The organism is Chryseobacterium sp. Mn2064 (assembly GCF_049319685.1).
GTDB lineage: Bacteria > Bacteroidota > Bacteroidia > Flavobacteriales > Weeksellaceae > Chryseobacterium.
Map to the genome: position 1 here is coordinate 108735 of NZ_JBMOUE010000001.1, position 25581 is coordinate 134315.

24 protein-coding genes and 1 tRNA gene are annotated in these 25581 nt (G+C 36.3%); 14 read left to right on the forward strand and 11 right to left on the reverse strand.

Translation table 11 applies throughout. The annotated features are described in order from the left end of the window. Positions 1–3: 3 nt before the first annotated feature. Complete coding sequence (locus ACL9RH_RS00525) at positions 4–753, reverse strand: nucleotidyltransferase domain-containing protein (RefSeq protein ID WP_422691369.1); 750 nt, start codon at positions 751–753, stop codon at positions 4–6. 236 nt (positions 754–989) lie between these two features. On the opposite strand from ACL9RH_RS00525, the gene cobT reads away from it, so the two are divergent. Next, positions 990–1997, forward strand: a complete 1008-nt coding sequence (cobT, locus tag ACL9RH_RS00530; RefSeq protein ID WP_422691370.1) for a nicotinate-nucleotide--dimethylbenzimidazole phosphoribosyltransferase — start codon at positions 990–992, stop codon at positions 1995–1997. A 57-nt stretch (positions 1998–2054) separates the two neighbouring features. Here cobT and ACL9RH_RS00535 read toward each other — a convergent pair whose 3' ends face one another. Further along, the gene (locus ACL9RH_RS00535; RefSeq protein ID WP_422691371.1) at positions 2055–3047 is read right to left on the reverse strand and encodes a hypothetical protein; all 993 of its coding nucleotides are present in this window, start codon (positions 3045–3047) and stop codon (positions 2055–2057) included. Positions 3048–3227: 180 nt separating this feature from the next. On the opposite strand from ACL9RH_RS00535, the gene ACL9RH_RS00540 reads away from it, so the two are divergent. Further along, the gene (locus ACL9RH_RS00540; RefSeq protein WP_422691372.1) at positions 3228–4010 is read left to right on the forward strand and encodes an adenosylcobinamide-GDP ribazoletransferase; all 783 of its coding nucleotides are present in this window, start codon (positions 3228–3230) and stop codon (positions 4008–4010) included. Continuing rightward, a complete protein-coding gene (cobC, locus tag ACL9RH_RS00545) occupies positions 3995–4549 on the forward strand; it encodes an alpha-ribazole phosphatase family protein (RefSeq protein ID WP_422691373.1) in 555 nt (184 codons plus the stop codon). Before ACL9RH_RS00540 ends, cobC begins: the two co-directional genes overlap by 16 nt. Positions 4550–4614: 65 nt before the next feature. Here the strand turns inward: cobC and ACL9RH_RS00550 are convergent, their stop codons facing one another. The 4 genes from ACL9RH_RS00550 to ACL9RH_RS00565 form a co-directional block, all read right to left on the reverse strand. Then, positions 4615–5820 carry a hypothetical protein gene (locus ACL9RH_RS00550; protein WP_422691374.1) on the reverse strand — a complete coding sequence of 402 codons (1206 nt, stop codon included), beginning with the start codon at positions 5818–5820 and terminating at the stop codon, positions 4615–4617. Positions 5821–5970: 150 nt separating this feature from the next. Next, a complete protein-coding gene (locus tag ACL9RH_RS00555) occupies positions 5971–7725 on the reverse strand; it encodes a hypothetical protein (RefSeq protein WP_422691375.1) in 1755 nt (584 codons plus the stop codon). Between the two features lie 243 nt (positions 7726–7968). Next, a tRNA-OTHER gene (locus ACL9RH_RS00560) sits at positions 7969–8081 on the reverse strand. Between the two features lie 127 nt (positions 8082–8208). After that, the gene (locus ACL9RH_RS00565; protein WP_422691376.1) at positions 8209–9591 is read right to left on the reverse strand and encodes an RtcB family protein; all 1383 of its coding nucleotides are present in this window, start codon (positions 9589–9591) and stop codon (positions 8209–8211) included. Positions 9592–9747: 156 nt separating this feature from the next. On the opposite strand from ACL9RH_RS00565, the gene ACL9RH_RS00570 reads away from it, so the two are divergent. The 3 genes from ACL9RH_RS00570 (at position 9748) to ACL9RH_RS00580 (ending at position 11411) form a co-directional block, all read left to right on the forward strand. After that, positions 9748–10083: a HopJ type III effector protein gene (locus tag ACL9RH_RS00570; protein ID WP_422691377.1), complete on the forward strand. Its 336-nt coding sequence runs from the start codon at positions 9748–9750 to the stop codon at positions 10081–10083. A gap of 82 nt (positions 10084–10165) precedes the next feature. After that, on the forward strand, positions 10166–11185 hold the full coding sequence (locus ACL9RH_RS00575; protein ID WP_422691378.1) for a helix-turn-helix transcriptional regulator: 1020 nt from the start codon (positions 10166–10168) through the stop codon (positions 11183–11185). 88 nt (positions 11186–11273) lie between these two features. After that, positions 11274–11411 carry a hypothetical protein gene (locus ACL9RH_RS00580; RefSeq protein WP_422691379.1) on the forward strand — a complete coding sequence of 46 codons (138 nt, stop codon included), beginning with the start codon at positions 11274–11276 and terminating at the stop codon, positions 11409–11411. A 108-nt stretch (positions 11412–11519) separates the two neighbouring features. Here the strand turns inward: ACL9RH_RS00580 and ACL9RH_RS00585 are convergent, their stop codons facing one another. Together ACL9RH_RS00585 and ACL9RH_RS00590 are read right to left on the reverse strand one after the other, a co-directional pair. Then, the gene (locus ACL9RH_RS00585) at positions 11520–12704 is read right to left on the reverse strand and encodes a DUF1501 domain-containing protein (protein WP_422691380.1); all 1185 of its coding nucleotides are present in this window, start codon (positions 12702–12704) and stop codon (positions 11520–11522) included. A 95-nt stretch (positions 12705–12799) separates the two neighbouring features. Next, the gene (locus tag ACL9RH_RS00590) at positions 12800–14179 is read right to left on the reverse strand and encodes a DUF1800 domain-containing protein (RefSeq protein WP_422691381.1); all 1380 of its coding nucleotides are present in this window, start codon (positions 14177–14179) and stop codon (positions 12800–12802) included. Between the two features lie 291 nt (positions 14180–14470). Here ACL9RH_RS00590 and ACL9RH_RS00595 point away from each other — a divergent pair, with 291 nt between their 5' ends. From ACL9RH_RS00595 to ACL9RH_RS00630, 8 genes are all read left to right on the forward strand, one after another. Further along, the gene (locus ACL9RH_RS00595; protein WP_422691382.1) at positions 14471–15811 is read left to right on the forward strand and encodes a DUF2268 domain-containing putative Zn-dependent protease; all 1341 of its coding nucleotides are present in this window, start codon (positions 14471–14473) and stop codon (positions 15809–15811) included. A 265-nt stretch (positions 15812–16076) separates the two neighbouring features. Next, complete coding sequence (locus tag ACL9RH_RS00600) at positions 16077–16640, forward strand: hypothetical protein (protein WP_422691383.1); 564 nt, start codon at positions 16077–16079, stop codon at positions 16638–16640. Between the two features lie 116 nt (positions 16641–16756). Next, the gene (locus tag ACL9RH_RS00605; RefSeq protein ID WP_422691384.1) at positions 16757–17806 is read left to right on the forward strand and encodes a glucokinase; all 1050 of its coding nucleotides are present in this window, start codon (positions 16757–16759) and stop codon (positions 17804–17806) included. 145 nt (positions 17807–17951) lie between these two features. Then, positions 17952–18518 (forward strand): YceI family protein, encoded by a 567-nt coding sequence (locus ACL9RH_RS00610; RefSeq protein ID WP_422691385.1) that lies wholly within the window; start codon positions 17952–17954, stop codon positions 18516–18518. A 78-nt stretch (positions 18519–18596) separates the two neighbouring features. Continuing rightward, positions 18597–19226: a YceI family protein gene (locus tag ACL9RH_RS00615; protein WP_422691386.1), complete on the forward strand. Its 630-nt coding sequence runs from the start codon at positions 18597–18599 to the stop codon at positions 19224–19226. A gap of 136 nt (positions 19227–19362) precedes the next feature. Continuing rightward, entirely contained in the window at positions 19363–20013 is a 651-nt protein-coding gene (locus ACL9RH_RS00620; protein ID WP_422691387.1) for an alpha/beta hydrolase, read from the forward strand. A gap of 85 nt (positions 20014–20098) precedes the next feature. Further along, positions 20099–21442, forward strand: a complete 1344-nt coding sequence (locus ACL9RH_RS00625; RefSeq protein WP_422691388.1) for an ammonium transporter — start codon at positions 20099–20101, stop codon at positions 21440–21442. Positions 21443–21540: 98 nt separating this feature from the next. Further along, on the forward strand, positions 21541–22959 hold the full coding sequence (locus tag ACL9RH_RS00630; protein WP_422691389.1) for an L-serine ammonia-lyase: 1419 nt from the start codon (positions 21541–21543) through the stop codon (positions 22957–22959). Between the two features lie 67 nt (positions 22960–23026). Here ACL9RH_RS00630 and ACL9RH_RS00635 read toward each other — a convergent pair whose 3' ends face one another. The 3 genes from ACL9RH_RS00635 to ACL9RH_RS00645 are packed head-to-tail and all read right to left on the reverse strand — an operon-like array spanning position 23027 to position 25533. Further along, a complete protein-coding gene (locus ACL9RH_RS00635; protein WP_422691390.1) occupies positions 23027–24658 on the reverse strand; it encodes a serine hydrolase domain-containing protein in 1632 nt (543 codons plus the stop codon). 7 nt (positions 24659–24665) lie between these two features. Further along, complete coding sequence (locus ACL9RH_RS00640) at positions 24666–25247, reverse strand: YIP1 family protein (RefSeq protein ID WP_422691391.1); 582 nt, start codon at positions 25245–25247, stop codon at positions 24666–24668. A gap of 10 nt (positions 25248–25257) precedes the next feature. Continuing rightward, the gene (locus ACL9RH_RS00645) at positions 25258–25533 is read right to left on the reverse strand and encodes a DUF2089 family protein (RefSeq protein ID WP_422691392.1); all 276 of its coding nucleotides are present in this window, start codon (positions 25531–25533) and stop codon (positions 25258–25260) included. Between the last annotated feature and the right edge of the window lie 48 nt (positions 25534–25581).

The following is a 25581-nucleotide window of genomic DNA, read 5'->3' on the forward strand; positions in this document are numbered from 1 at the left end:
TCTTTAAAGTTTTAATATCTCTCTAAAAACTCTTTCCATCTCACCTTTATCCGCCTTTCCTCCTGATAAACCTTTTGATTTTTCTTCATTCTCAGCGATCGTTTTCTCCAGAAAATCAAACAGGTCCCAATCGTTCGGGTGGTAATAAGATTCTCCTTTGGTGGCTTTTAAGGCAATAAGATCTTCTATTTTCCGCCTTGTATCATCATCTGTTAACACTAGCAGATCGCTGAACAGTACAGGTGGAACCGTTCCTTTCTCTATGATCCACTTTCCTGTTAATGTGGTTCGCAAGCAATAAAAGTAACTTTTTAATTTTACTTCATCATTTCTGCAGGCTTCCAGATATTTTTTGCTCATGCTCAAATAATGGTAAGAAACGGCTATTGGTGAAAAGCAGGCATCAGCCAGAGGTTTGAAAATCTCTACAAATCTTTCATTGGCTTTATAAACGATTGGCGAATAGAACCAGCTCAGCAAAGCTGCGTTCGATTTTAGTAAAAGATGAAAAGTCTTTCTCAGATCCCAACCGGAACCGTCCAGATCGTCTTCTGTCATAAACTCTATCGTTTCATCCTTATCCCATGGAGAAAGATACCAGTCTTTTTCATGACGGTATATGAAACGTATATCATAATCACTGTCAGGAGAGGCAAAACCCCAGGCTCTGCTTCCCGATTCTACGACAAGAAGAACTTCTACATCACGTGTAGCTTCAACTTCTTTTATTTTTTCAAGTATTTTTGGTGTCATTGTTTTTTATTGATGGTACAAAGTAATAAGTTGTCTACGCAATGTACTTACGTATATTTTTTATTGTGGGATTTACGGTACAGATTGTCAGGTTGGAGCGTAAGAACTTTTGAGAATGGGGAAGTTTCCTTTCTAACTTACAGTATCAAATTTCAAACTTCTATAATTACATGATACAGAATACTCTCTATTTTACTAATATTGCATTTTTTCATTTAATATAACTATCAAGATCCATGTTATCATCAGAATTACAGCATAAAATTGATTTTAAAACAAAACCTTTAGGGGCATTAGGACATCTTGAGCACATTGCTCATAAAATTGGAATGGTTCAGAAAACGACTTCTCCAAAGCTATTGAATCCTCATATGGTGGTTTTTGCCGCTGATCATGGGATTGCTACGGCAGGTGTAAGTGCTTATCCACAGGAAGTAACCTATCAAATGGTGATGAATTTCCTTGGCGGAGGGGCTGCCATCAATGTTTTTTGCAGACAGAATGATATTAAGATTAAAATTGTGGATGCCGGAGTGAATTTCGATTTTCCGGAAGGATTGAATCTGGTGGATAAAAAAGTCCGAAAATCCAGCCGTAATATTCTGGTAGAACCTGCTATGACTTATGAAGAGTATCAGCAGGCACTTAAAAATGGAAAAAGCGTGGTTCACGACATTGCACGAAAAGGTTGTAATATCATTGGTTTCGGGGAAATGGGAATCGGGAATACCTCCGCTTCTTCTTTAATGATGAGTAAATTGTTTGATATTCCGATTAAAAACTGTATCGGGCGCGGAACGGGGCTGAATGACCATCAGTTGCAAAATAAGGTTCATATCTTAACAGAAGCTATAGAAAAATATCCGTCCGAAATGGCTGAAGACGAAATTGCACAAACTTTCGGCGGATTAGAAATAGCCCAGATGATCGGAGCGATAGAAGAAGCCTATCATCAGAACATGCTGATCATGGTAGACGGGTTTATTGCCACTGTAGCAGTAGCCACTGTCTGGAAAAAGAACCCGGAAATTCTGAACAATTGCATCTTCTGCCATGTAAGCAATGAAAATGCCCATCCTCAATTGCTGGGATTGATGAGAGAAAATGCTCTTTTAAACCTGAATCTGCGCCTGGGTGAAGGAACGGGATGTGCATTGGCTTATCCGCTTATTCAAAGTGCGGTTAACTTTCTGAATGAAATGTCAAGTTTTGAAGATGCTCATATTTCCAATAAATCATCTTAGATTTAGATAAAAATAAAGGGGCTATAATGCCCCTTCAATGTTTCTATAATAAATCTATTAGTATGTTTTGACAATATTCTTGCCTACAAACATCATACGTACTGGCTTGCGCTGAATAGAACTTTCTTTGAATCTAAATGCATTAAATGTTTGCGTATCAGGAATGTATCTGTATAATCCATCATCTACCATATATATTTTACCGTCGTTGGTATTTTGTACAAGCTGGGCTGATGAAGTGATATCAGGTCCTCTGTCTCCAGTAAGCTCTTCGTCTACATTTCCAGGAAGAACAATAAGAGGAGAGAATAGGTTATTCATAACAGCTGCGGACTCAATACGTCTTAGAGTACTTTCAAACACTACATACAGCGCTCCTGTATTATTATCCTGGTAGAATTTTCCGTCATGAATTCGATACGCTTTAGGTTCTGAATCTTTTAAGTAGAAAGCAAGTCCCTCGTAAACATAACCATCTTTTCCATCTCCCAGTTCATTCTTGTCTCTGGTATAGAAGTGAGTCTTCTTACCGGAATTGAAATACCTGTAAATAGGGAAACTTCCAGGCTCATCACCATTGTAGCTGGTTCCAAGATCTCTTCTTTCCCAGTTACTCTGGCCGACAAGTTCATTAGGATTGGTTGTTAATACCAAATCATTACTACCTGTATGAAACCATCTTGTAATGGTTGGCCCAGGCCCATCTGCAGAACCTAATAATCTCTCCATAAAATAATAGCTTAGTCCGGGATAGGATTTAGGAAGCTCCGATGGTAAAGGAGAGGTATTATACAGGTGCTTTTTGGTAAGGTCACTGTAGAAACCGTAAATAGGGTTGGTTAAGTAAAAAGATTTTGCCCAGATTCCTGAAGGTGGAGGGCTTGGCGTATCCGGATTGTCTCTGAAGCCTCCTTTGGCTAATATATTAGAATTTGATCCGTTAAGAGTCTGTAAGTTGTTAGACTCGTCCTGACTTAGTAGTTCATCACCTGGAGCTGAGCAGCTGGTCATAGCTACAACGCATAGTGCAATGAAATAAGACTTTTTCATTTGATTTTTTTTCATGGTTATTACGATGCAAAACTAAAAATACTTGGGAAATAAAAAGTATAAATTTCAGATGATAAGACTCATGTTTCCTTTTTTTTCAATGGATCTCTTTATCATTGTTAAAAGCTTTCCTAATTTTACAGAGAATGATTCTTCCAGTTTTATATTAAAAAAGTATAGATGAAAGTCCTAAAAAATGAACTGATCTACCTGGCAACGGCATTGATGTTTTTTACAAGAATTCCCGTTCCGTTCAAAATCCCTTATTCTTCGGATATTATGAACAAATCCCAAAAATATTTTGCCTGGGTAGGACTCGTTGTGGGATTCATTAATGCAGTAATCTTTTATCTCGGCAGCTTGCTTTTTAATCTGGAAATAGGTATTGTTTTGATGATGATTTCCAGTGTTTTACTTACCGGGGCATTTCATGAAGACGGTTTTACAGATATGTGCGACAGTTTTGGAGGTGGATATGGAAAAGAAAAAATTCTTACCATTATGAAAGACAGCAGAGTAGGAGCATATGGAACCATTGGAATTATTCTTCTTTTTGCTTTGAAATTTTACAGTATTCAGGCATTGGGTACAATAGATTTATTGAAGACTTCATGTATTATTATACTAGCCCACACATCAAGCAGATTTATTTCAGGAACGATGATTTATACCCATGAATATGTGACCGATATTGACGTGAGTAAATCTAAACCTTTAGCCAATAAACCACTGAATGGGAAAGCATTATTAGTAAGTTTTATCGGTGTTTTAATCGCTTTTACCCTGATTCCCGACTGGCGGCTGATCATTGCTTTTGCATTGGCATATGTAGGAAAAATTTATCTCGGATGGTATTTTAAAAAACATATTGGTGGGTATACAGGCGACTGTCTGGGCTCTGTACAGCAGATTTGCGAAGTTTTATTTTACCTTGGAACAATTATCGTATGGAAATTCATCTGATCCGTCATACCGCTGTAGATAATCCTGAAAATCTGTGCTACGGATTTGCAGATATCCCCTTAAAGGAAAATTATCAGGACGATTTTAAAAGAATACTTACAGATCATGACTTTGATCTTGTGGTTTCAAGCCCGTCTTTACGGTGCCGCCTCTTGGCAGATCATTTTAATGATGATTATAAGACAGATGAAAGGCTGCGGGAAATGAATTTCGGGAGTTGGGAGCTGAAAAAATGGAGTGATATTCCAGAAGAAGAGATCAATCCTTGGTATCATGATTTTGTGAATATTAAAGCGAACGGCGGTGAAAATCTTCGTGAAATGCAAATCCGTGTGCATAGTTTCTGGTATGAACTCACATTAAAAAAGAATATCAGTAAGGTACTGATCATTACTCACGCAGGTGTAATACGCCTTATTCTGCAGGCTGTACTTCAGTTCCCATTGGAAAATATGTTTACTATTCAGATTGATTACGGAAAAAAAGTGATTATTAATTTGAATGAAGGACTTTTCTCTGTTAAAAGTATGAATATATAGATTTTTTTTAATCCTAGTAATAGAAAAAACCGCTTAGAGAAGCGGTTTTTGTCTTGTAAAATATTTTAAAATCTTCTGAAAGGTCTTACCCTAACCATATTGTAATCTTTGTTGTATTCCCAAGTATGCCCTACATATCCGTCAAGAATTCTTGCTGAATTGATAGCCGGTACTTCGGTAGAACTCCAAAAATATTTTTGTGATACATCATTCCACGGGTTTGCTGCAATATTGTAAACGTTTTTGGAACTTTTATAGAATGCCATCAGTTCGTCTTCAGATGGTAGAAACCAGTTATTGATACCATTTACTGTATAATTGGCGCATAATCTGGCGGCACAGTTGGCATCAGAGCACTGGGAAATGATTCTTGCCGTATTAGCAGGGCCTGATCCCATTGCTGCCTGAGTCTGATTGATGATATTAAATGTGCAACCCCATCTGATCTTATCAGAACCATTATAGGTAAGGTTGGCAGGTGCCGCTTCCAGATATCTCCAACCATCCGTAAACTCTCCTTTATCATAAAAAACATATCCACCTGAAGCCCCAATAGCACCCGCTGTTGTAAATGTTTTTTCATCCGAATAATAGACCTGCGCACCCTCTTTTACATAAGACCTTACATAATATGTGGTGTTGGGAAGTAAGGCGGTAGCTTCCAGTTCGTATGCTGAATAATTATTAGGATTCGATATTTTAATGATTTGACCGTTGGAAATATTGACTCCGGTACTGGTTCTGTAGCAGAATCCTTTTTCATCAGGATAAAATGATTCAAGATAATTTACCGCAATATCTTCAGTACTTAATGTAGCTGAGGTTGTATATATCGCTTTAGCCATTTTGAAAGTAATATCCATTTTTGCGGGAGTAACGAAGGTCACATTTTCTCCATACGTAATACTCCCATTATTAGACTGGATATATGCTCTTACATAATAAGTAGTTGATTTTTCAAAATCAGTGCTGTACGTTGCTGTCAGTTGAAAATCTCCCGTTGTATCAGTATATTCTTCAACCGTTTTGGAATTGCTGATAGTAGGGTTTATATTTTTTCCCCAGCAGAAGCCACGCTTTAAATATCCGGGACCGGAAGAAATGACTGTACCCGCAAATTTGAACTGTGCATTGCTGAAACTGGGTTTGCCTGTTACCACTTTTGAAGAGGCATTGAAGTTATTGGCTGTGCCACTTTCGTCATCTCTGCCGCTGTCTGATCCACATGATGCAAGCGTAAGAGATAAGAATAGAAATAATAATTTCTTCATGATTATGTTATTAGTTTTTTAAATAGGTCGGCAAATATAGAAAAAAGATCATCACTTTTAAAAAATAATTTGACCACCGTATAATGTATTGTATTTGAGTGATATAAAATAAAAAACGCCACCCAATATAATCAGATGACGCCATGGAATTTACTTAAAAATTCTGATAAAACTATCTTTTTCAAGGCTTTCCAGCGAGAAGTCAAAATCAGCGTCTGCTTTTTCTGTAGTAATCTCACCACCCAGTTCTTTGATAAGCTCATTGAAGGGCATCGCTTCGTACCATTGCTGGTACAATGCACTTGTGGCCATCTTCGAAACCTCATTATTACCTGAAACATGAGAATGCCCGGCTCCGAAATTCAAGAGTACAAAACATTGTTTTTTATTTTTTGCCACCAGCATTCCAAGGATCATTTGTTTTTGAACAGAATTACATTTGGCTTCAGCAAAAAGATTATTGGGGTTCATCATATACTCGTAGGAAATATGATCTCCTTTTCCAATTACAATTTTATATCCGCAATTTGCATCCCCACTGAAAACATTATTCATCACAAGCGTTGGTGCGCTTAGTCCTTTATTGGCGTAAAGATATTCAACCGCACCGTGAGGAGCTGAAGTCATATCTCCGGAGTACATCAATTGTCCGTCATCATAATTGTAAGCAGCATTCCATCCTATCTTTCCGGCGATATTTAATCCGGAAAGGTCAAGATCCCTGGCTCCCCATCGATCTTCCCAATAAATACCTACAGCTAGTCTATCGCCATAAAAACGCGTTCCGGTAGGAATATTTCCTACAAACATCTTTTCAGAAGTTGGAAGGGCAAACTCTATATTTTCTGGGAAATAGAATTTCTTTCCGGATAGGTTTTCATATTTCAGTTTCAGAAAATCCAAAATGAATTCATAGTTAAATTGAGTCACGTAGTTTTCCTTACCCTTTTTTACCCAAGATTTTCCGTTTCTTATTCTGTACACAAAAGTATCCTGACCGTACATTCTTGAGTAACATGCCGACAGTGCCTTGAATAACGCAAATGGTGTCGCATTCTCCAGCCAGTGCCAATCACCCGTTTCCAGTAAGGTATTGGAAGCTTCATTCAAAGGGTTTGAAACCAGTGGTTTATGATGTATTTTGGAAAGCTTAGAAATTTTATTGATGGCTTTTGGAGCTCTGTTTTTATAAGCAAGAAATAGTGGTTTAAATCTGTTGAAAATTTCCGCCATTTTTTCCATTCCAAAACTTTCAAATAAGAAGCTTGGATTAAAATGACTCTGCTTGATTGTATTAATCAAATCATCATTTTTGATTAAAAGCGTTGTAAGAGTCGTTTTATAAATCACATAACGGAAAAACTCTACCGGATTTTCAGGATAAATATCGTACAGATCCGCGATTTTTATAACTGCTTCTTTATTTCTGATATTTTCTTTTCCCGTAAAATCATATTCCAGTTCCGTATGTAAAATATAAAGAAGTTCATCAATGGTTTCTTCTTTCAACGCAATTCCGGATCTTAAAAGAGCCAGACATTTTTCCTGCATTTCTTCTACAGTATAAGCTTTAATGATCTTAAAAATCAGCTTTGTTTCAGGAATATTCACGATCTCATTAGGAATATAGATTTCACTTTGGAAATGACTTCCGTAAGTTGAAATATAATGGTTGATCTGCTCAAATAATAAATCGATTCTGGAGGTGTTTTTTATCTTCTCCCAGGATTTATGAAAGGTTTTATTCAAGTCATTTCCATTCAGTTTTTCTTTGGCATAATAGGCAGCGATTTCTTTTCTTGCCCATAAAGCATCAGACTCAATGATATAACCTTTATCAGAAATAAATGGTTTTTCATCCGATTTTTGAGCCAGAACAGCATTGAATAATTTTAGTGTTTTCATTGTTTTTAATTTAAAAAATAAGTGAGGAGTAAATTCATTACGAGTGAAGTGTATAGGAACTCCTTTTACCTATAGTTTATAAAAAGCGGGGAGTAATTTATCCAAAAAATATAGGAACTCCCTTTGCCTTGTAGTTGGTAAAAAGGCGGAAAGTAATTCTAAAATATAGGAACTTTCTTTGCCTTCAGTTTTTTTACATCTGAAAATTACTGATACCTGAATATAAGTATTTTCTGAGTGTTGAGGAACAGGCAGGACTCGAACCTGTGACCTACAATCTTGGTAATCTATAGGAACTTTATTTTGCCTGCAGCGAAAAGTAATTATTGTTGCTCTACCATCTGAGCTACTGTTCCTGCCGTTATGAAAAAGTTTTCATTTACCTTACAGGTTTTTCGCCTGTAAGGTTGGTTGTTAGTTTTTGATCGTTTTTTTATAAACCCATAAGGTTTAACATATGAAGCAGAATTTTAGTAATAAAAATTATGCTTTTCTATATTTTTTCTTTCTCTTCCATGGTGCATTTTTCTCAACATCCCCGGCCATGATACATCCGTATGGCATCACTTCATCCAGAACTTCACAAAGTCCGAACTCTTCAATCTGCGCTCTTACATTTTTAGCACTTTTATAAGCACTCGGAAGTTCAGAAATATCAATTTCATTAGAGTAGAAACGGATATCAAGTCCTGCTGTTTCTTCATTGAAAATTTCTTCAGTCGTTTTATGAGCCATAGACTTTTTATGCTGACTTCTGCTGAAATTTCTTCCTGCCCCGTGTGGTGCAAAACCTAAGTTTCTTTCATTCGTCGTTCCCTGAACGATAAGTACTGGCTCAGACATATTTAAAGGAATCAATCTTGGTCCTGTAATATCCGGCATAAACTTATCATCCAACGGAGTGGCACCTTTGGCGTGGTAGAACTGGTTTCCATCTTTGAAAACGAAGTTATGTTCGTTCCAATATCTGTTTTCTTTCTCTATTTCCAGCTTGTTCAATACAGCATCATGAATGGATGTATGATTTTCTTTAGTCCATTGCCTGATTAGCTGAAGCGCTTCCCAATATGATTTTCCTTCTTCCGTATTATAAGGGATCCATGCATTCTCTCTCAATGTTTCAGGGGAAATTTCCTGTCTGAAACGGTTGGCGGTTTTCATTCCTTTATCATATAATGCGGCTCCCGGAGCTCTTGATCCGTGGTGGGTTACCATCATTGTGTTTCCTGTATTTTTAGACGTTCCAACGAAAAGGAAATGATTTCCGTCTCCCTGAGTTCCCATATGAGAACGGGCAATGCTGATCAGTTTTTCATCATTCAGGAAGTCGTTTTCTCTGAAGGCATCCATCAGTTCCTGAGACATTGGCATCTGTTCTCCTCTTGGTCTTCCTCCATATCCGAAATGAGTCACAGAATGGGCTGCATCCAATACTTCTTTAGGATCTGCTTTACCAAAATCCGTCAGCATTACAGAACAACAGATATCTGCGCTATGGAATCCAGGATGAATTGCATTCTGAGCAACCACCACACCTCCTACAGGAATCTGTCCTTCAGGACCTGTGGGACAGGCATCTGGCATTAATGCGCCTTCGGTTAAGGTTGGTGTTTTCATCAAAACTTTCATGGTTCTGATTACTTTTTCAACGTTATCATTTTCGCTTTCATGTTCAGCTCTGATGTTGATCACAAAATCTTTTGCTTTTTCATGAAGCGGGATAAGATCAGGTTGTTTAAACTGCTCCAGATATTCTTTGATCTGAATTTCGTCCAGATTATTTTCATTGATATAAGCAATGGCTTCTTTAAACCATTTTGCAGATCTATATCCTAATTCGATTAAGTGATTTCCATTAAATTCCATCTTATTCTTGTTTTGATGATGCAAAGTAAGTGTATAATTGCGCAATAGTTTTGCGTAGATTTAAAAAAATAATTATTTTTACAAAAAAAAAGAGGATAAAACGACCGAAACAGTTGGGTAATCTCCTCGAAAAAGTAATCATTAAAAACAATACTTATGGTATTATTAGAACAATTAACTCATTTTCCTGAAACCATCCAGTTTGCGGATGTTATTGCTTATATCGACAATAACTATGACTTCGTGCCTACAGCTTTTAAAAATGGTGATACTACCAACCAGGCCGGACAAAACAACGGATCATGTAAAGTTTTCAGCTACGCAAGTATTCAAAATCTTTCAGAGGAAAAAACGCTTAAACTTTTTGGAGAATTTTACAGAGAAGATGTTTTGAAAAATCCTGAAGGGGAAGATCATCAGAATATCAGGAACTTTATGAAATTCGGATGGGAAGGTATTACTTTTGAAGGAAATGCTTTAAAGGAAAAATAGTTTTTAACGAAAAAGAGCACCAAGGCAAATGGATCACTGAATTTATTTGTCACCAAAAACACTAATCATAAAACACTAAGGTATGTCATCCAATAAAAATGCTCTGATTCGGTATAAAACATTAGATAAATGCCTCAAAAACAAATACAGGAAATATACACTCGAAGATCTTATTGATGAGTGTTCTGAAGCTTTATTTGAATTTGAAGGCAAGGAATCTTATGTGAGCAAGCGAACCGTACAGCTTGATCTGCAGAATATGCGGAGTGAGAAGTTCGGGTATGAAGCTCCTATCGAAGTTTATGAAAGAAAATATTACCGCTATAGTGATCCGGACTACAGTATTCATAATATTTCCGTGAACGAAAGTGATCTGAAGGCGATGAATAATGCTGTTCAGATTCTGAAACAGTTCAAAGATTTTTCTATGTTTAAAGAAATGAACGGGGTTATTCAAAAGCTGGAAGATTCCATTCATGCAACCAATCAGAAATCCATCATCCATCTGGACAAAAATGAACAACTGAAAGGTCTTGAAAATATAGATATTCTGTATGAAAGTATTGCCAATAAGAAAGTATTAAAAATTCTTTACAAAAGCTTTACAGCTAGAGAATCGAATATTTTTACCGTTCACCCGCAGCTGTTAAAGGAATTTAATAACCGTTGGTTCCTGATCTGTCTTTACAAAGATAAAATGTATAATCTGGCGTTGGACCGAATGGAAAGTATAGAAATAGATGATGCTCTTCCGTATGTTGATAAAAATCTGGATGGCGACGACTATTTTAAAGATATTGTAGGCGTTACTGTTGCTGAAGGAATGTCGCCCAGGAATGTAGTATTCTGGGTAGATGCCGGGAATGCTCCTTATGTAAAGACAAAACCACTGCATAAAAGCCAGGAGATCATCAGCGAAGATCATGAAGGAACAGTTTTTAAAATCTGTGTTCAGCTGAATTTTGAGTTGGAAAGGCTTCTATTGGGATTCGGAGATTCTCTGATCGTACATAAACCCGAAAAGCTACGATTGAAACTGAAAGAAAAATTCAATGCAGGAAGTAAAAACTATCAGAATTTTATTGTCCCGGACAAAAAATAATGCATGGGCGTCTTTATCGGCAAATGAATGAATGTTTTCAGCTTGGCTCAGAAATTGTATTATCAATGAATACAAAATCACGTTGTTTATGAAATCAAGAATATTTAAAGCATTAGTTGCAATTTTAGCACCACTGGTAATAGAATATGTTGTAAAAAAAATATCTGAAAAGCTTGATAAACAAGATGATCAGAGCGAGAAAGAGCCTAAGCAGATTACTGCATAAAAAACAAGTAGTAAAATTTAATAGTATTGAAAAGAGACTGTATATCATGGTAACAGTCTCTTTTTTATGGTTTTAATATTATGATACAGATAATATTCGTGAGTTTCCTTACACAAAATCATAGATTCCGTCTTTCCAGCCCAATACTTTGGAAGAATCGGCTTTGAGCCAGTTTTTTAGAATCGTAGCATATACTTTTCTGAAATCTTCTTTATAGATGAGGTCGCCTTCATTTAGGTTTTGAAGATCGGGGAGTGTATTCAATAATCCTTTCTTTTTAAGATTTCCACTGATGAAGAACATTTGGTTGGCAGTTCCGTGGTCGGTTCCATTACTTGCGTTCTGAGCAACACGGCGTCCGAATTCTGAGAATGTCATTAGTAAAATATTATTGAAGAGCCCATTACCTTTCATATCTGCGACAAAAGATTTTACCGATTCATTGATGTCTTCAAATAATTTTTGCTGTCGTTCATTTTGGTTGACGTGTGTATCAAAACTTCCGATTGAAAGATAATATACCTGTGTATTGATGTCAGATTTTATTAAAGAGGCTACTGTTTTAAAATCTTTTCCCAACTGAGAATTAGGATAAGTCTGTTCAGTTTTTTTTGCTTTACTTTTTTCAAAAATATAATCCGCATTATTGATTGTTGATCCTAATGTCTGATACAGATACGAAACCGTTTCGTCATCGTGATGATGGTCATATAAAGATTTGAAATACTTCTCCTGGCTGGTTTGGTACAGTCTTTTAGGATCTTTGAAGGCAAATGCCTTGTTGTTTTGTCCTTTTAAGGCAAGGCTGAGCATATCATCTACTTCCAGTGCCTGTGTAGGATGTTCACAACGGTAACATTCTTCATCAAGGAAACGTCCCAGCCAACCGGTTTCCAGAAACTGATCGCTTCGGCTTGCAGATTGCCAGATATCCATACTTCTGAAGTGAGATTTATCGGGATTGGGATATCCTACATTATTCATCACAGAAAGTTCTCCGCTATCAAATAATTCTTTAAAATAAGAAAGGGAAGGATTAATTCCTGCTTCATCCGTCAGCGCCAGTGAATTCTGAATGGCCAATGTTTTCCTTTCTCTGAAATAAATGTCATTTTTTGCAGGGATGATGGTATTCAAACCGTCATTTCCACCTGTAAATTGCAGCACGACAAGTATATTTTGATTGGGAGCCAGAGCATCATCCAATGTCATTGATTTTAGAAAATTAGGCATCAGCAGGGAAGCAGTAGCCAATGAACTTATTTTGAGGAAATCTCGTCTTTTGATTAGCATAACTTTGTTTTTAGGTTAAAGGGGGGCTGATGATGACAGGCTGAAAAGTGAAATAATCAACAATTCGCTATCACGGGTTATCTCTAAACTTCTGTCTAGCACAACTGATATTCTGGGGTAGACATTAGGTTGATGACATTCATTTTTATACTGTTGTCGGAAAAACTCTTCACCGTGTTAAGATCCATACTTTGGATATTCTGGATCAGATAATCTTCGCAGTTTTTATGAGCAAATATATTGTCTATACGATTCCAGTCGATGGTGATGTTGGGGTTTTTAAATGTTTTATTTAAAGCTGTTTCTTTAGATTTCATTCCCATATCAATATCATCATCCTGTCTGGGGCTATATTCCAGTGGTCGAAGGCCAGACCAGATCTGTGGAACCTGAAGCCGAAGCATAAGAGTAGAGCTGTCAATCCATGATTTTCCATTGGGCCAGCCAGCTACATTGGGAGGATACAGCAACATTTGTCCCAGCAGTTTTTGATAAACGATGAGGTTTTCCGGATTTTGAATCTGCATGGGAAGTATCCGCATTATTCCCGCCATAAGCTCTATCGGAGATTTTATGCGGTTTCCTATATTTTTTTGATCATAAAACCACTCGCTTGAAAAGATATCGTGCATCAGCTTTTTGATATCATACCCGGAACTGTAAAAGCTGGCACTTAATCGGTTGATATGATCATCATCTATCTTCTCATTGACGAAAAACTTATAGATCTTAGTGGTAATAAATTGAGCCGTAGCTTTCTGCTCCAGAATAATATTTAAAACATCGCTGCCATCGAAGTTTCCCGTCTTTCCTAGAAAATTTTTAGCCCCTTCATCATGAAGATTCTTTCTCTCCTTGAAATTGCCTTCCTTATCATAACTCCATCCTGTAAAAGCTCTGGCGCCTTCACGAACATCTTTTTCTGTATAATTTCCTCTACCCATCGTGAAAAGTTCCATCACTTCTCTGGCAAAATTTTCATTAGGATGATCTTTCTTGTTTTGTTGGTTATTCAGAAAGTTCAGCATCGCCGGTGATTGGCTTACTTCAAACAGAAGGTCTTTAAAGCTTCCCAATGCATTCTTTCTGATGATATTCAGAAGCTGTCTGTTAAACTTAGGATTCTGAACTCTTGAAGCAAAATGTCCGTGCCAGAAAAAAGCCATTTTTTCTCTCATTTGCTCTTTACTGTTCACGATTGAATTCAGGAAGTTCAGGTTCAATTCATTATTTTGTTCCCTGAAAATACGTTGCATTTCCTTTTTATTTTCTGCAGTAGCTGTACTGTTCATATAGTCTGCCGCCTGATCTGCATCCGGTGTGTCATACGTGATCTCTGTAAAATGACCTTCTTTAAATAATTCACTTAATAACGTTTTTGTGTTTTTATTTTTCAAATCATCAATTTGATTAATTCCAACACCGAAACCTGCGCGCCAAAGGAGATGCTTGTTTTTTAATAATGAATCAGCCATGGTGAGAATATTTATTTTTTTGATACTTCTGTATGAAAAAAGTTAAAACTATAACGGGTTAATGATTGTTAATATTATAGAATAGGAAGGAAGGAGAAGGGATGATAATCCATGAATTTCATGTATTGGAGGAGGATTTTCTATGTTTTAAAGAATATAAGAGAATGGGAGATTTTTATAAATAGTTATTGCTTAATCTATATTTTGTATTAATTGTTTTATGGTAAATGAAATATTTAATGTATAAAATGTAATGGAAATGTTGTTTAAATTGTCTTTTAATAAAAGAATATGAATAAACTACTTCTATTATTTTTGGCCCTTTTTACTTTATCTCCTTTATTGCAGGCGCAGAAAGGGATATTTAAGATGAATGATCAAACCATTGCATTCGATGGCAAAGAAGATCTTAATTATAACATTCCATTCGAAAAAGGGAAAACATATGTAATAAAAGTGTATCAGGAAAATATAGACATTGAAATCAATCTGTACAATTCAGATAATCAAAAGATCTCTTCTGTTGATGTTGCTGATGGCAGCAAGGGATATGATAAATTAGAATACAGCACGGAAAAGAATGGAGAATACAGAGTCAATATCAAATCCGTTTCTCAGAAACCAGTTTCCAACGGAATTATTCGAATACATATAAGAACATTAGATAAATCAGAAATAGAATGGCGTACCAGGCAGTCGGAAGATTTAAAAAAAGAAAACGTAAAAGATATTACGACTATTGATATTCAGCATTTTTGGGAAGCTTATGACAAATTACAATACAGCAAGTCTTATCAGGACAGTGTTCAGACTATTCAGAAATATTATTTGGACCGTGGCACCAATGGTTTAAAAGAATTTGAGAAAGTGAGATACTTTTCCGCCGAGTTTTTCGTGGAAAGAATCAAAAAATATAAGAAATACTATAAAAGCGTCAGAGATAACTCAATCAGTATTTCAAAATCGGAGAAATTCAAAACTATTATTGCTGAGTTTGCCGAGTTATACCCCAAAAGTAAACCCGCTAAAATAGCCTTTACAATAGGCCCGGTATCCACAGGAGGAACCATATCGGGTCATTATCTGTTGATTGGTGTTGAAATGTTTGCAGGAGATAAAAACAGCGATGTTTCCGAAATCACAAATGAAAACCTGAAGGCTGATATCGTATCCCGCTCCAATCTGGAGGATGTTATCAATTATGTAAAAGAAACCGTTGTCCATGAGTATATTCATACCCAGCAGGTACCTATAAACAAATATGCCTGCCAATGTAATTTATTAGAAAATGTAATAAAAGAAGGGGTTGCCAGCTATATTTCCGAAAAACTGATCATGAACAGAAAGGAGGAAGTTAAAAGCCGTGCTGCATTGTATGCCACTGCCAACGAAAAACAGTTATGGGAGGAGATGAAAAGTGAACTCTGTACAAAAAATCCGAAAAATTGGCTATTTAATGCGGCCAGCAGTAAAGACAGACCGGGAGATTTAGGATATAGAATGGGCTATAAAATCGCTGAAGCTTATTATGAAAATGCTGAGGATAAAGAAAAAGCGATCAAAGAAATGATTGAAATGGATAATCCTCTGATATTTTTGGATAAAAGTAAATATGATCTGAAATTCAGATAAAAAGATTGATCTATTCAAAGATAAGAGTAGAAATGATTACAAGATCTGTTTTTTATGAAGGTATTTTGATATTGTTTTTTTCCTTAATTCACTTTTTAAGATACTTTTTTGATAAATTTTGTTAAACAAACATTTAAATTTTGTTAAAAATAATAGGTTGATATTCATGTGTTTATGTTGTTTTTGAGTGTTAAAGTGGTAATGAGGGCCTTGCTTGGCATGATTTTTACATCTTCTAGTTTAGTAAAATTAAAAAATTAGAGTTATGAAAATGTTTAAACAAGCAATCTTGCTGGCTGGAATTTTAACAGCAGGTGTAGCAAGTGCTCAAAGTGCTCAAATGAACAATATGATCAAAGTAGGTGCAAATGTTGGTTTAGCAGTTCCTTCAGATAATCTATCTGCCGCTGTAGGCGTAGATGTAGCTTACCAGAACCTGATCACTCCAGGGTTTGGATTAGGTATTGCAACAGGATATACTCATTATTTCGGAAAAGAAAACAACGGTTATAAAAATAATGATGTAGGAGTAGTACCTGTAGCAGCGTTAGTAAGAATCTATCCAAAACAAACTGGATTCTACTTTGGAACTGATTTAGGATACGGATTCTTGGTTGGAGATAAGCAAGTTGCTTCCAACACGAATGTTGAAAGAGCAAGTGGAGGTTTTTACATCAAACCGGAGATCGGATACCACAATAGAGACTGGAACTTTTTCGTACAATACCAGAAGGTTTTTGTAGGAACTAAAGGAGATTTAGTTGGTCAGGACTATAATGTGGGAAATATCGGAGTAGGATTCGGTTACAATATTCCATTAGGAAAGTAGTTAGATTTAATATATAAACAATTATTAACCAAAACCTTTTCACGAAAGTGGAAAGGTTTTTTTGTTCTGTGCAGGATTTACAAAAACAATTATTATATTTGGTAAAATTTGAGGTTATGATTCTGAATCCAAAGTTTCCGCTTTATTTACCAGGAGTAGATAACGGTAATAACGATAATGTGTCTATCATCGGAGCCAGTCTCCGCGAAGATATGACCATCTTAGGCTATTTTGTTTCCGGTAAAGGAGGTCTTGAGATAAAACTTCAGAACGTATATTCAACAAAAGAATATGCTTCTTTTTCTGATATTTTGAAGAAATTTATTCAGGACAATCAGCTGGAAAACGTAAAACGCCTTGGAATGGCTGTGCCAGGTCCTGTACTTGACGGGAAAAGTAGCCCTGCAAGACTAGGCTGGAGTTTAGACATTGAAGAGTATAAAAGAGACTTCGGGTTTGAAAAAGTAGAAATGCTGAACGACCTGGAAGCTTCTGCTTACGGAATGGCGCTTCTTGAAGACAACGATCTTGACGCCATCTATACCAGCGGACATCTTGAAAAAGGAAATGTAGCCATCCTGGCTCCCGGAAACGGATTAGGAGAAGCTGGATATTTCTTTGATGGAAAAAACCTGAGACCTTTTGCTACGGAAGGAGGACATTCTGAATTTTCACCAAGAACCAATGTAGAAGTAGAATTTTACCAGTTCCTGAATAATATTTATGGAATTGTAAGCTGGGAAAATGTATTGTCTAAAACAGGTTTATTCAATATTTACAGATTCCTGAGAGACGTAAAAAGACACCCAGAACCGGAATGGTTGGGAGAACGTCTGGCGCAGGGTAATTTCGTAGAAGAACTTTACAAAGCAGCTGTAGAAGAAAATGTTCTGATCTGCAGAATTGCTTTAGATACCTTCCTGGAGTTCCTGGCCCGTGAAGCCAATAACTTAACATTGAAATTGAAGGCAACAGGAGGATTACTAATCGCGGGAGACCTGCCTCAGTTGATGAGAGAATATATCGACAAAGATAAATTCTATGAAAAATTCAAGATCAGTGATAAAATGGAAGAAATGCTTAAAAATATTCCAATCTATTTGGTGAAGCAAAACCACACCGCATTGAAAGGGGTGGCACTTTACACCGCTTATTATCAACTATAAAATATAAACTCCGAAGAAATTCGGAGTTTTTTTTTAAGATGATATTATTCATAAAAATAATTAATTTTATTGATATACATCAATGCTGTCTATGAAAGAAGATAGCTACATTTGCATCATCAAAATAAACAAACAACTCTATTCAATGAAAAAAATATTTTTATTAGCAGTTTTAGCTGGTGGTTTAGCTTTCGGACAATCTAAAAAAGTAGTAGCGTCTGATGTACACTGGTGGGGATATAAAGTAGCAAAATCTGAGGCAAGCTCTCACGACGGTACTGTAAAAGTGAAGTCAGGAGATCTAGTAATGAAAGGAAACCAATTGGTAGGTGGAAACTTCGTATTGGATATGACTTCTATTACTTCAACTGACCTTACAGGTGAATACCAACAAAAATTAAACGGTCACCTTAAAAACGGTGATTTCTTTGAAGTTGAAAAATTCCCTACAGCAGCTTTCAAAATTACTGGTGTAAAGAAAAATAACGATAAAGTGTATAGCTCTTTAGTAACAGGTAACCTTACTGTAAAAGGTAAAACAAGCGCTATTACTTTCCCTGCGAAGATTTCTTACAGCAAAGGTGTAGTAAGCTTAGTATCTAACAAGTTCTCTTTCGACAGACAGAAATTTGATGTAGCATACAAGTCTACAATGCAGGATGTTTTTGTGAAAGATGATATTGATATGCTTGTAAAGGTTACTGCTCAATAAATTAATCAAAAAAAGATTATTAAAAGTGTAGAAGTTCTACACTTTTTTTTATTTTTGTTGAATTGTAAATAAAAAAGAATGAAAAGATTACTATTGTTTGCTATGGTGTGCGCAAGCATATCATTTGTTTCTGCCCAAAAGAAGTTTGATAAAGTTGCAAAAGTGACTTCATCAGAGATCAGATGGTGGGGATATAAAGTTGTAAAAACCGAAGCTTCATCTCACTCAGGAACCGTAAAACTGAAAAGTGGAAAATTCAATTTTGACCATACTGTATTGGTAGACGGAGAATTTGTAATAGATATGAGAAGTATGATGGCAGGAGATGTTTCTGATGAAGATCAGATCAAACTTACTGACGATCTAAAAAGCACTAATTTCTTCGAAGTAAAAAAATTCCCGGTTGCGAAATTCCACCTGACTAAAATTATTCCTTTAGCAAACAGTGAGTATAATTCTACCGTATACGGAGATCTTACGTTGAAAGGAGTGAGAAAAACAATTTCTTTCCCGGCTAATGTATATGTTACTCAGTTTACAACTTCTATTGAATCAGCTAAATTCTCTCTGAATAGAAGAGACTTTAAAGTATTCTACCAATCTTCATTGAAAGATTATTTCATCAAAAATGAAATGGATATTCAATTCAAAGTTTCCACTCAAATGCTGGATAACGAGAACAGAATTCCTGTAAAAAAGAAAAAATAGTATCAGATATTATATCGATCAAGAAGAGCAGTTCATAAGAATTGCTCTTTTTTATTGACTTAATTGCCACTTTTAAATTCTCTTCATGTACGCTTTTCTACTTTCTGCTTTTCTGTAATTTTTATAAATTAGTAAGATGAAACTTTACATTGTAAGTGGCCTGGGTGCGGACTTTAAGGTACTTGAAAGAATAGAATTTCCCAAGGACTATGAATTGATCTTTATAGACTGGCTTATTCCGGAAAAAAATGAGACATTTGATCATTATATTAAAAGAATGGGTGAGAAAGTAGACGACTCTGAGCCGTTTTCTCTTCTGGGATATTCTTTTGGAGGAATTATTGTGCAGGAAATTAATCGATTGAAATCCGCAGAAAAAGTCGTAATCCTGGGAAGTATAAAATCTGATAAAGAAAAATCCAAATTCATTAAAACAGGAGAAATTACAAAAATTCCAAGAATACTTCCTGTAGGATTATTCAATGATAAAGCAGGCGTCATTCAAAAGTTTTTTGACTCTAAAAATTCAAAAATATTTCAGTATTTCAAAGTAAGAGATCCTTATTACCTGAAATGGTCGGTAGAAAAGGTTGCAGAATGGAAGTTTGAAGAAAACCCTAAAGTAATTCAGATTTTGGGAGACAAAGACATTATTTTTCCCATCAAATATTCGAATCCGGATTATGTGATCAAAGGCGGAACCCATCTTTTTCCTGCTACAAAATCTAAAGAAGTTTCAAAAATACTTAAAGAAGTTTTTAGTGAAAATAAAATAATTGCTCATTAATTAATTTTTTATAGGGGTATTTTGTTTAAAAAGTATGTTTTTATAGTATTTATGTTTAATTTTGATGGGGTTAAATGTGAATTTTATGAAAATAGGATTAAAATGGATCGTTTCTTTTTCCATTATCGCTCTCGTAGCAATTGGAGGTTTATTCTGGAATCCTTCTTCTGATACTGTCAATACAGGAGAATTTCTCAGTGAAGATAAAATAGTAGGAGCAGATGTAGCCTGGATTCTCGCAGCTGCAGGTCTTGTGCTCCTTATGACTCCCGGTCTTTCTTTCTTTTACGGAGGAATGGTGGGGAAAAAAAATGTTATTTCCACAATGTTACAAAGCTTTATTGCTTTAGGAGTGATCTCTATTTTGTGGGTAGTGGTTGGTTTTTCTCTGTCTTTTGGCGATTCACTGGGTTTTACCCTTAATGGTATTCATTATGGAATTATCGGAAACCCCTTAAGCTATCCTTTTTTTAGCAGAGTAGGAGTGTTGCCGCATCATCAGATGGCTTCTACCATTCCCTTTATCCTTTTTGCTCTTTTTCAGATGAAATTCGCCGTTATTACGCCTGCTATTATTACAGGTTCTTTTGCCGAGCGGGTGCGGTTTATTTCCTATCTACTATTTATTGTTCTTTTTTGTCTTTTTATTTATACGCCCCTCTGTCATATGGTTTGGCATCCCGAAGGTCTTCTGAATAAATATTTTGGAGTAAAAGATTTTGCTGGTGGAACAGTTGTTCATATGAGTGCCGGGTTTGCAGCACTTGCCGGAGCGCTGGTGGTAGGAAACAGAAAAAATCCTCATCATGAGCCTTCCAATATTCCTTATGTACTTTTGGGAACAGGGATGTTGTGGTTTGGCTGGTTCGGGTTCAATGCAGGCTCGGCTTTGAGTGCTTCTGCTTCGGCAGCTACAGCATTCGGTACAACGACTATTGCTTCAGCATCAGCAATGATGACATGGATTTTTTTCGACAGGATCAATGGAAGAAGTGTGTCCGCGTTGGGAGCCTGCATCGGAGCGGTGGTCGGGTTAGTGGCAATTACTCCTGGTTGCGGGTTTGTTACCATTCAGGAGAGTCTTTTTATAGGATTTATTACTGCTATTGTTTCGAATGTGATGGTGAACTGGAAAGCGTTAAAAAAGTTTGATGATACGCTGGATGTATTTGCCTGTCATGGAGTAGGAGGAATCATGGGGATGGTTCTCACGGCAATTTTTGCCCATGGTGAAAAAGCAAGCCTTCTTCATGGCGGTGTAGAGGTGTTTCTTCATCATATGGTGGCATTGATTCTAGTATCTGCTTTTACGTTTTTTGGGTCTTTATTACTGTATAAAATAACAGATTCCATGATCACACTGAGGGTATCCGAAGAGTCAGAGAATAGAGGGCTCGATCTTTCCCAGCATGAAGAAAGCCTGATGTAGTTTTTTTCAATTTTTTAAACGGCTATGAATGCTCAGAACCTTATTTTTATTAAGATTTATCATGTATCTTTGCTTTTGAGGAAAATGACGAATCATTTATGGAATCAATATCGGTTTTTGAGATTATTAAAGTAGGAATAGGCCCCTCCAGTTCGCATACGATGGGCCCTTGGAATGCAGCATCTGCATTTATCAGAATTATAAAAAGAGAAAGGTCAATTGAAGAGGTAAAAGAAGTTTTCCTCGAATTTTTTGGTTCACTGGCAAAAACGGGAATCGGTCACGGAACAGATATCGCCGGAATGCTTGGGTTGAATGGGGAAGATTTTAAAATCATCGATACCACCAAAATTGACGAAAAAATAGAAAAAATAAAAAAAGACCAGATTATTAACCTTGGTGGAGAAAAGGAAATTCCTTTTGTTTACGGTCACCATTTGGTTCTTAATATGAAAAAATCTCTTGATTTTCATCCCAATGGAATGATCTTCAGAGCCGTTTTTGAAGATGGAACAGAGCTCGTACAGGATTTTTACTCTGTAGGAGGTGGTTTCATCGCCAGCCAGGAAAAAAATTCAATCCAAAAACAGTGTGTACGTACATTATATCCGTGTCATAAATCTTCAGATATTGTAAAATACTGTGAAAAACTGGGATTCAGCAGAATTTCCGACTTAATTCTGATCAATGAAGAAAGCTGGAGACCACAGGAAGAAACCAGACAGGAAGCTCTATATATCTGGAATCAAATCAAAGAATGCATCTATAAAGGAGTGAATAAAGAAGGGATCCTTCCGGGAGGACTGAATGTTTCCCGAAGAGCAGCAGGTCTCAACAGAAAACTTCTTGGCGATAAAATCTATAAAAACAAAGACGAATGGTTCAAGCTTGTAGTAGATGCTGAAGAGAATTTTACCAATATCAATAAGTGGATTGCGTGTTTTGCATTAGCAGTAAATGAAGAAAATGCAAGCTTTGGAAGAATTATCACAGCGCCAACCAATGGAGCAAGTGGTGTTATCCCGGCAGTTTTGATGTATTCACAGGCATTCACAGCATTCAAAAGTGAAGAAGATATTGTAAGGTTCTTACTGGTTGCAGGAGAAATTGGAACATTATTTAAGAAAAATGCCACCATTTCTGCAGCTATGGGAGGCTGTCAGGCAGAAATTGGTGTGTCTTCAGCAATGGCAGCAGCAGGACTTACTGAAATCTTAGGCGGAAGCGTAGGACAGGTATTAATGGCAGCAGAAATTGCGATGGAACATCATCTTGGACTAACCTGTGACCCTATCAAAGGTCTTGTGCAGATCCCTTGTATCGAAAGAAATACCATGGGTGCAATGAAAGCCATTACAGCAGCCAATATTGCTCTGGAAAGTGATCCCGCTAAAGCAAAGGTAACCTTAGATGAGGTGATCCAGACCATGTGGGAAACAGCTCAGTCTATGAGCGACCGCTTTAAAGAAACTTCTGAAGGAGGATTAGCCATTGCAGTCAACGTCCCAGAATGTTAATAAAAACGAATTAATAGAATAGAAAATCCTTAGATCATGGTCTAAGGATTTTTTTATGGATATCAATTTATTTTCTGTCAAATAGAAATGTTTTTCCACCTTGTGTAAGCTGTAGCTGGCTTTTTTCAGGAAGGAAAGTGATACTCAAGCCTACTGGATCAAATTTAAATCGATCCTTTTCTATATATTCCAGCTCAAATTCCGGCTGTCCTGTTCCCTGCGCATAAAGCTTGTCATTTTTAATAAATATTTTTAAGCCTAGCGGAATATCTTTGGACGAATACTCTCCGGGATATTTTTCCAGTTCAGACTTAGATATTTTGGAAGTATCAAACACAGGATATTCATAATTTCTGTCATACATTAAATTCAAAATACCTAAAAACAATTGATTGTGAGGAAAACTTTTCCCGTTAATCGTGACTGCAAATGACAGCTTATCTTCAGGTTGGTAAGATACAGTAGAGTGGGTCCCGGCGGTATCACCACCATGTCCGTAAGAAATGATATTATAGAAAGGCATTTTCATAATTCCTTTACCAAATATTTTCTCATCCTTATCGGAAGTCATCATTTTCAATGTCTTCTCACTAATGAATTTTCCGTTGAATAAAGCATTGATGAAAATATTCATGTCTTCTGTGGTAGAAACGATATCACCCAAACCGATACAATTATTAAAATCAAAATCTTTTACTTCAGTCCAGTTCCCATTGGAAAGCTCATAAGATTTAAAAATATTGTCAGGATGATCAAGAGCTGAAAAGGTGTGATTCATTTCGGCTTTATTCAGAATATTTTCCTTTAAAATAATATGATAAGGCTGATTATGTAATTTTTCTAAAATCCTGCTCAGTAGAAAATAAGCCGAATTGGAATATCTCAATTTTTTTCCAGGAAGAGAATTTACACCTTCTTTGGTAATCGCAGAAATAATGGCAGCATCTCCCACGGGTTTTCCAAAAAGCCAGTTGTTTTCAGGTTTTCCAACATAATCGCCCAGTCCGCTGGTATGGTTCATCATCTGTTTTATCGTAATGCTTTCCGCGTAAGGAATTTCCGGATAAAACTTTGAAAGTTTATCATGTAAACTGAGTTTATTCTGTTCAACAAGCTGTAGCAGCATAACAGCAGTGATGAGTTTGCTTACAGACCCTATCTGATATTGAGTGTTTTTATCATAAGAAACATTTTTAAGCTGTTCCTGCCCGAAATCTTTGTGATAAACCTCCGAGCCGTTTCTGAAAATCGCTACACTGCCAATTCCCTGGTTGTTTCGAACAATATAATCTAGGAAATCATCAATCTTTTTGGAATTAATAGTTTTACCATTAAGATAAGGAATATCTTGGCTTTTCTGAAACTCTCTGAAGAAATTCAGTGGAAAAGTCCTTCCTTTTTGGGTGAAGTTTCCTTCAAAATGATCCGCTTTGAATGTTCCTTTATATGAAGCCCCTAGGTTTTGTATTTCAAAATTAAGCTCATCATTACTGAACTGTGTTTGATCAGCATTAATACTTTGGGAGCTTTGCATTGGACTGGTGAGAGCAGAGCTGTATCCGTTTTTCTCCTTTTTTACTTTGATGATGATAGGAAGTTTTGAGCTTTTAAGATCCAGTTCTCCTTTCCATGTTCCTTCGATTTGGGCGTGACAAAGGTGTGCCAGAAAAACCAGCACTGATAATAATTTAATTTTCATAGTATTTTTAAATAAATTTAGACGTAAGAATCTGGCAGATTAAAGTGGTAACGAGAGATATAACCACAAAAAGAACAATATGCTGCCATTTTTTGATATTGGTTGCCGTTTTAAAACCGTTATAGAAAATGGCAATACTATAAGTTAGCAAAACAAGACTGAGTAAAGCCATTCCCATCATCACACTCATATCCAGTAATGGAATAGATTCTGTGGGATTTTTAGAATACAGGATCATTCTTTTTTGAGCTGCATTGATAAAGGGAATCTGATCAATCGGCTGCAGGATAATAAGGATAAGCTGTGAAAGTAAAACTGTATTTACAATGTCTATAAATCGGGTTTTACTATTCAGGATTTTGCCCAGTATAAAAAGAATAATGATAGAAAAAGCGAAACTGGCCAGCGTAGGTAAAGCAATAGCCTGAAGAGAAACAATTTCTACGTTGTTGATTCTATAAATGCTAAAGAAAGCAGTACCGGACCAATATCCCATTGCAATTGAAATGATCACGGTGAGTATGCTGGCAAGAAGCAGCCACTTTTCGTCGAATTTTTCAAAAGGGTTGAAGACGGTTTTCCAGTTCATAAAAGGAGTTTTATAGGTTATTAGTTTTTAGTTGATCAATTTTAGTAATAAGGTCATCCATTTTATTCCTCATCGTTGGATAAGACAGGCCTGCCTGCTTGGCCATTTCTTTGATGCTTCCACTGGATAGAAAAAAGTTGAGAACGAAATCCTGTTCCTCACGATTGAGTTTAAGGAGAACCGGAAGCTCATAGTCACCGCTGACTTCTGTTTTACAGCTTGGGCATTTCATCTGGCTTACGTTAAGAGTATGATCACAACTTGGGCAGACTATAGGTAGTTTCATGGATTATTTTTTTTACGAAAGTAATAATTTTTTTAATAAAGTTAAAAT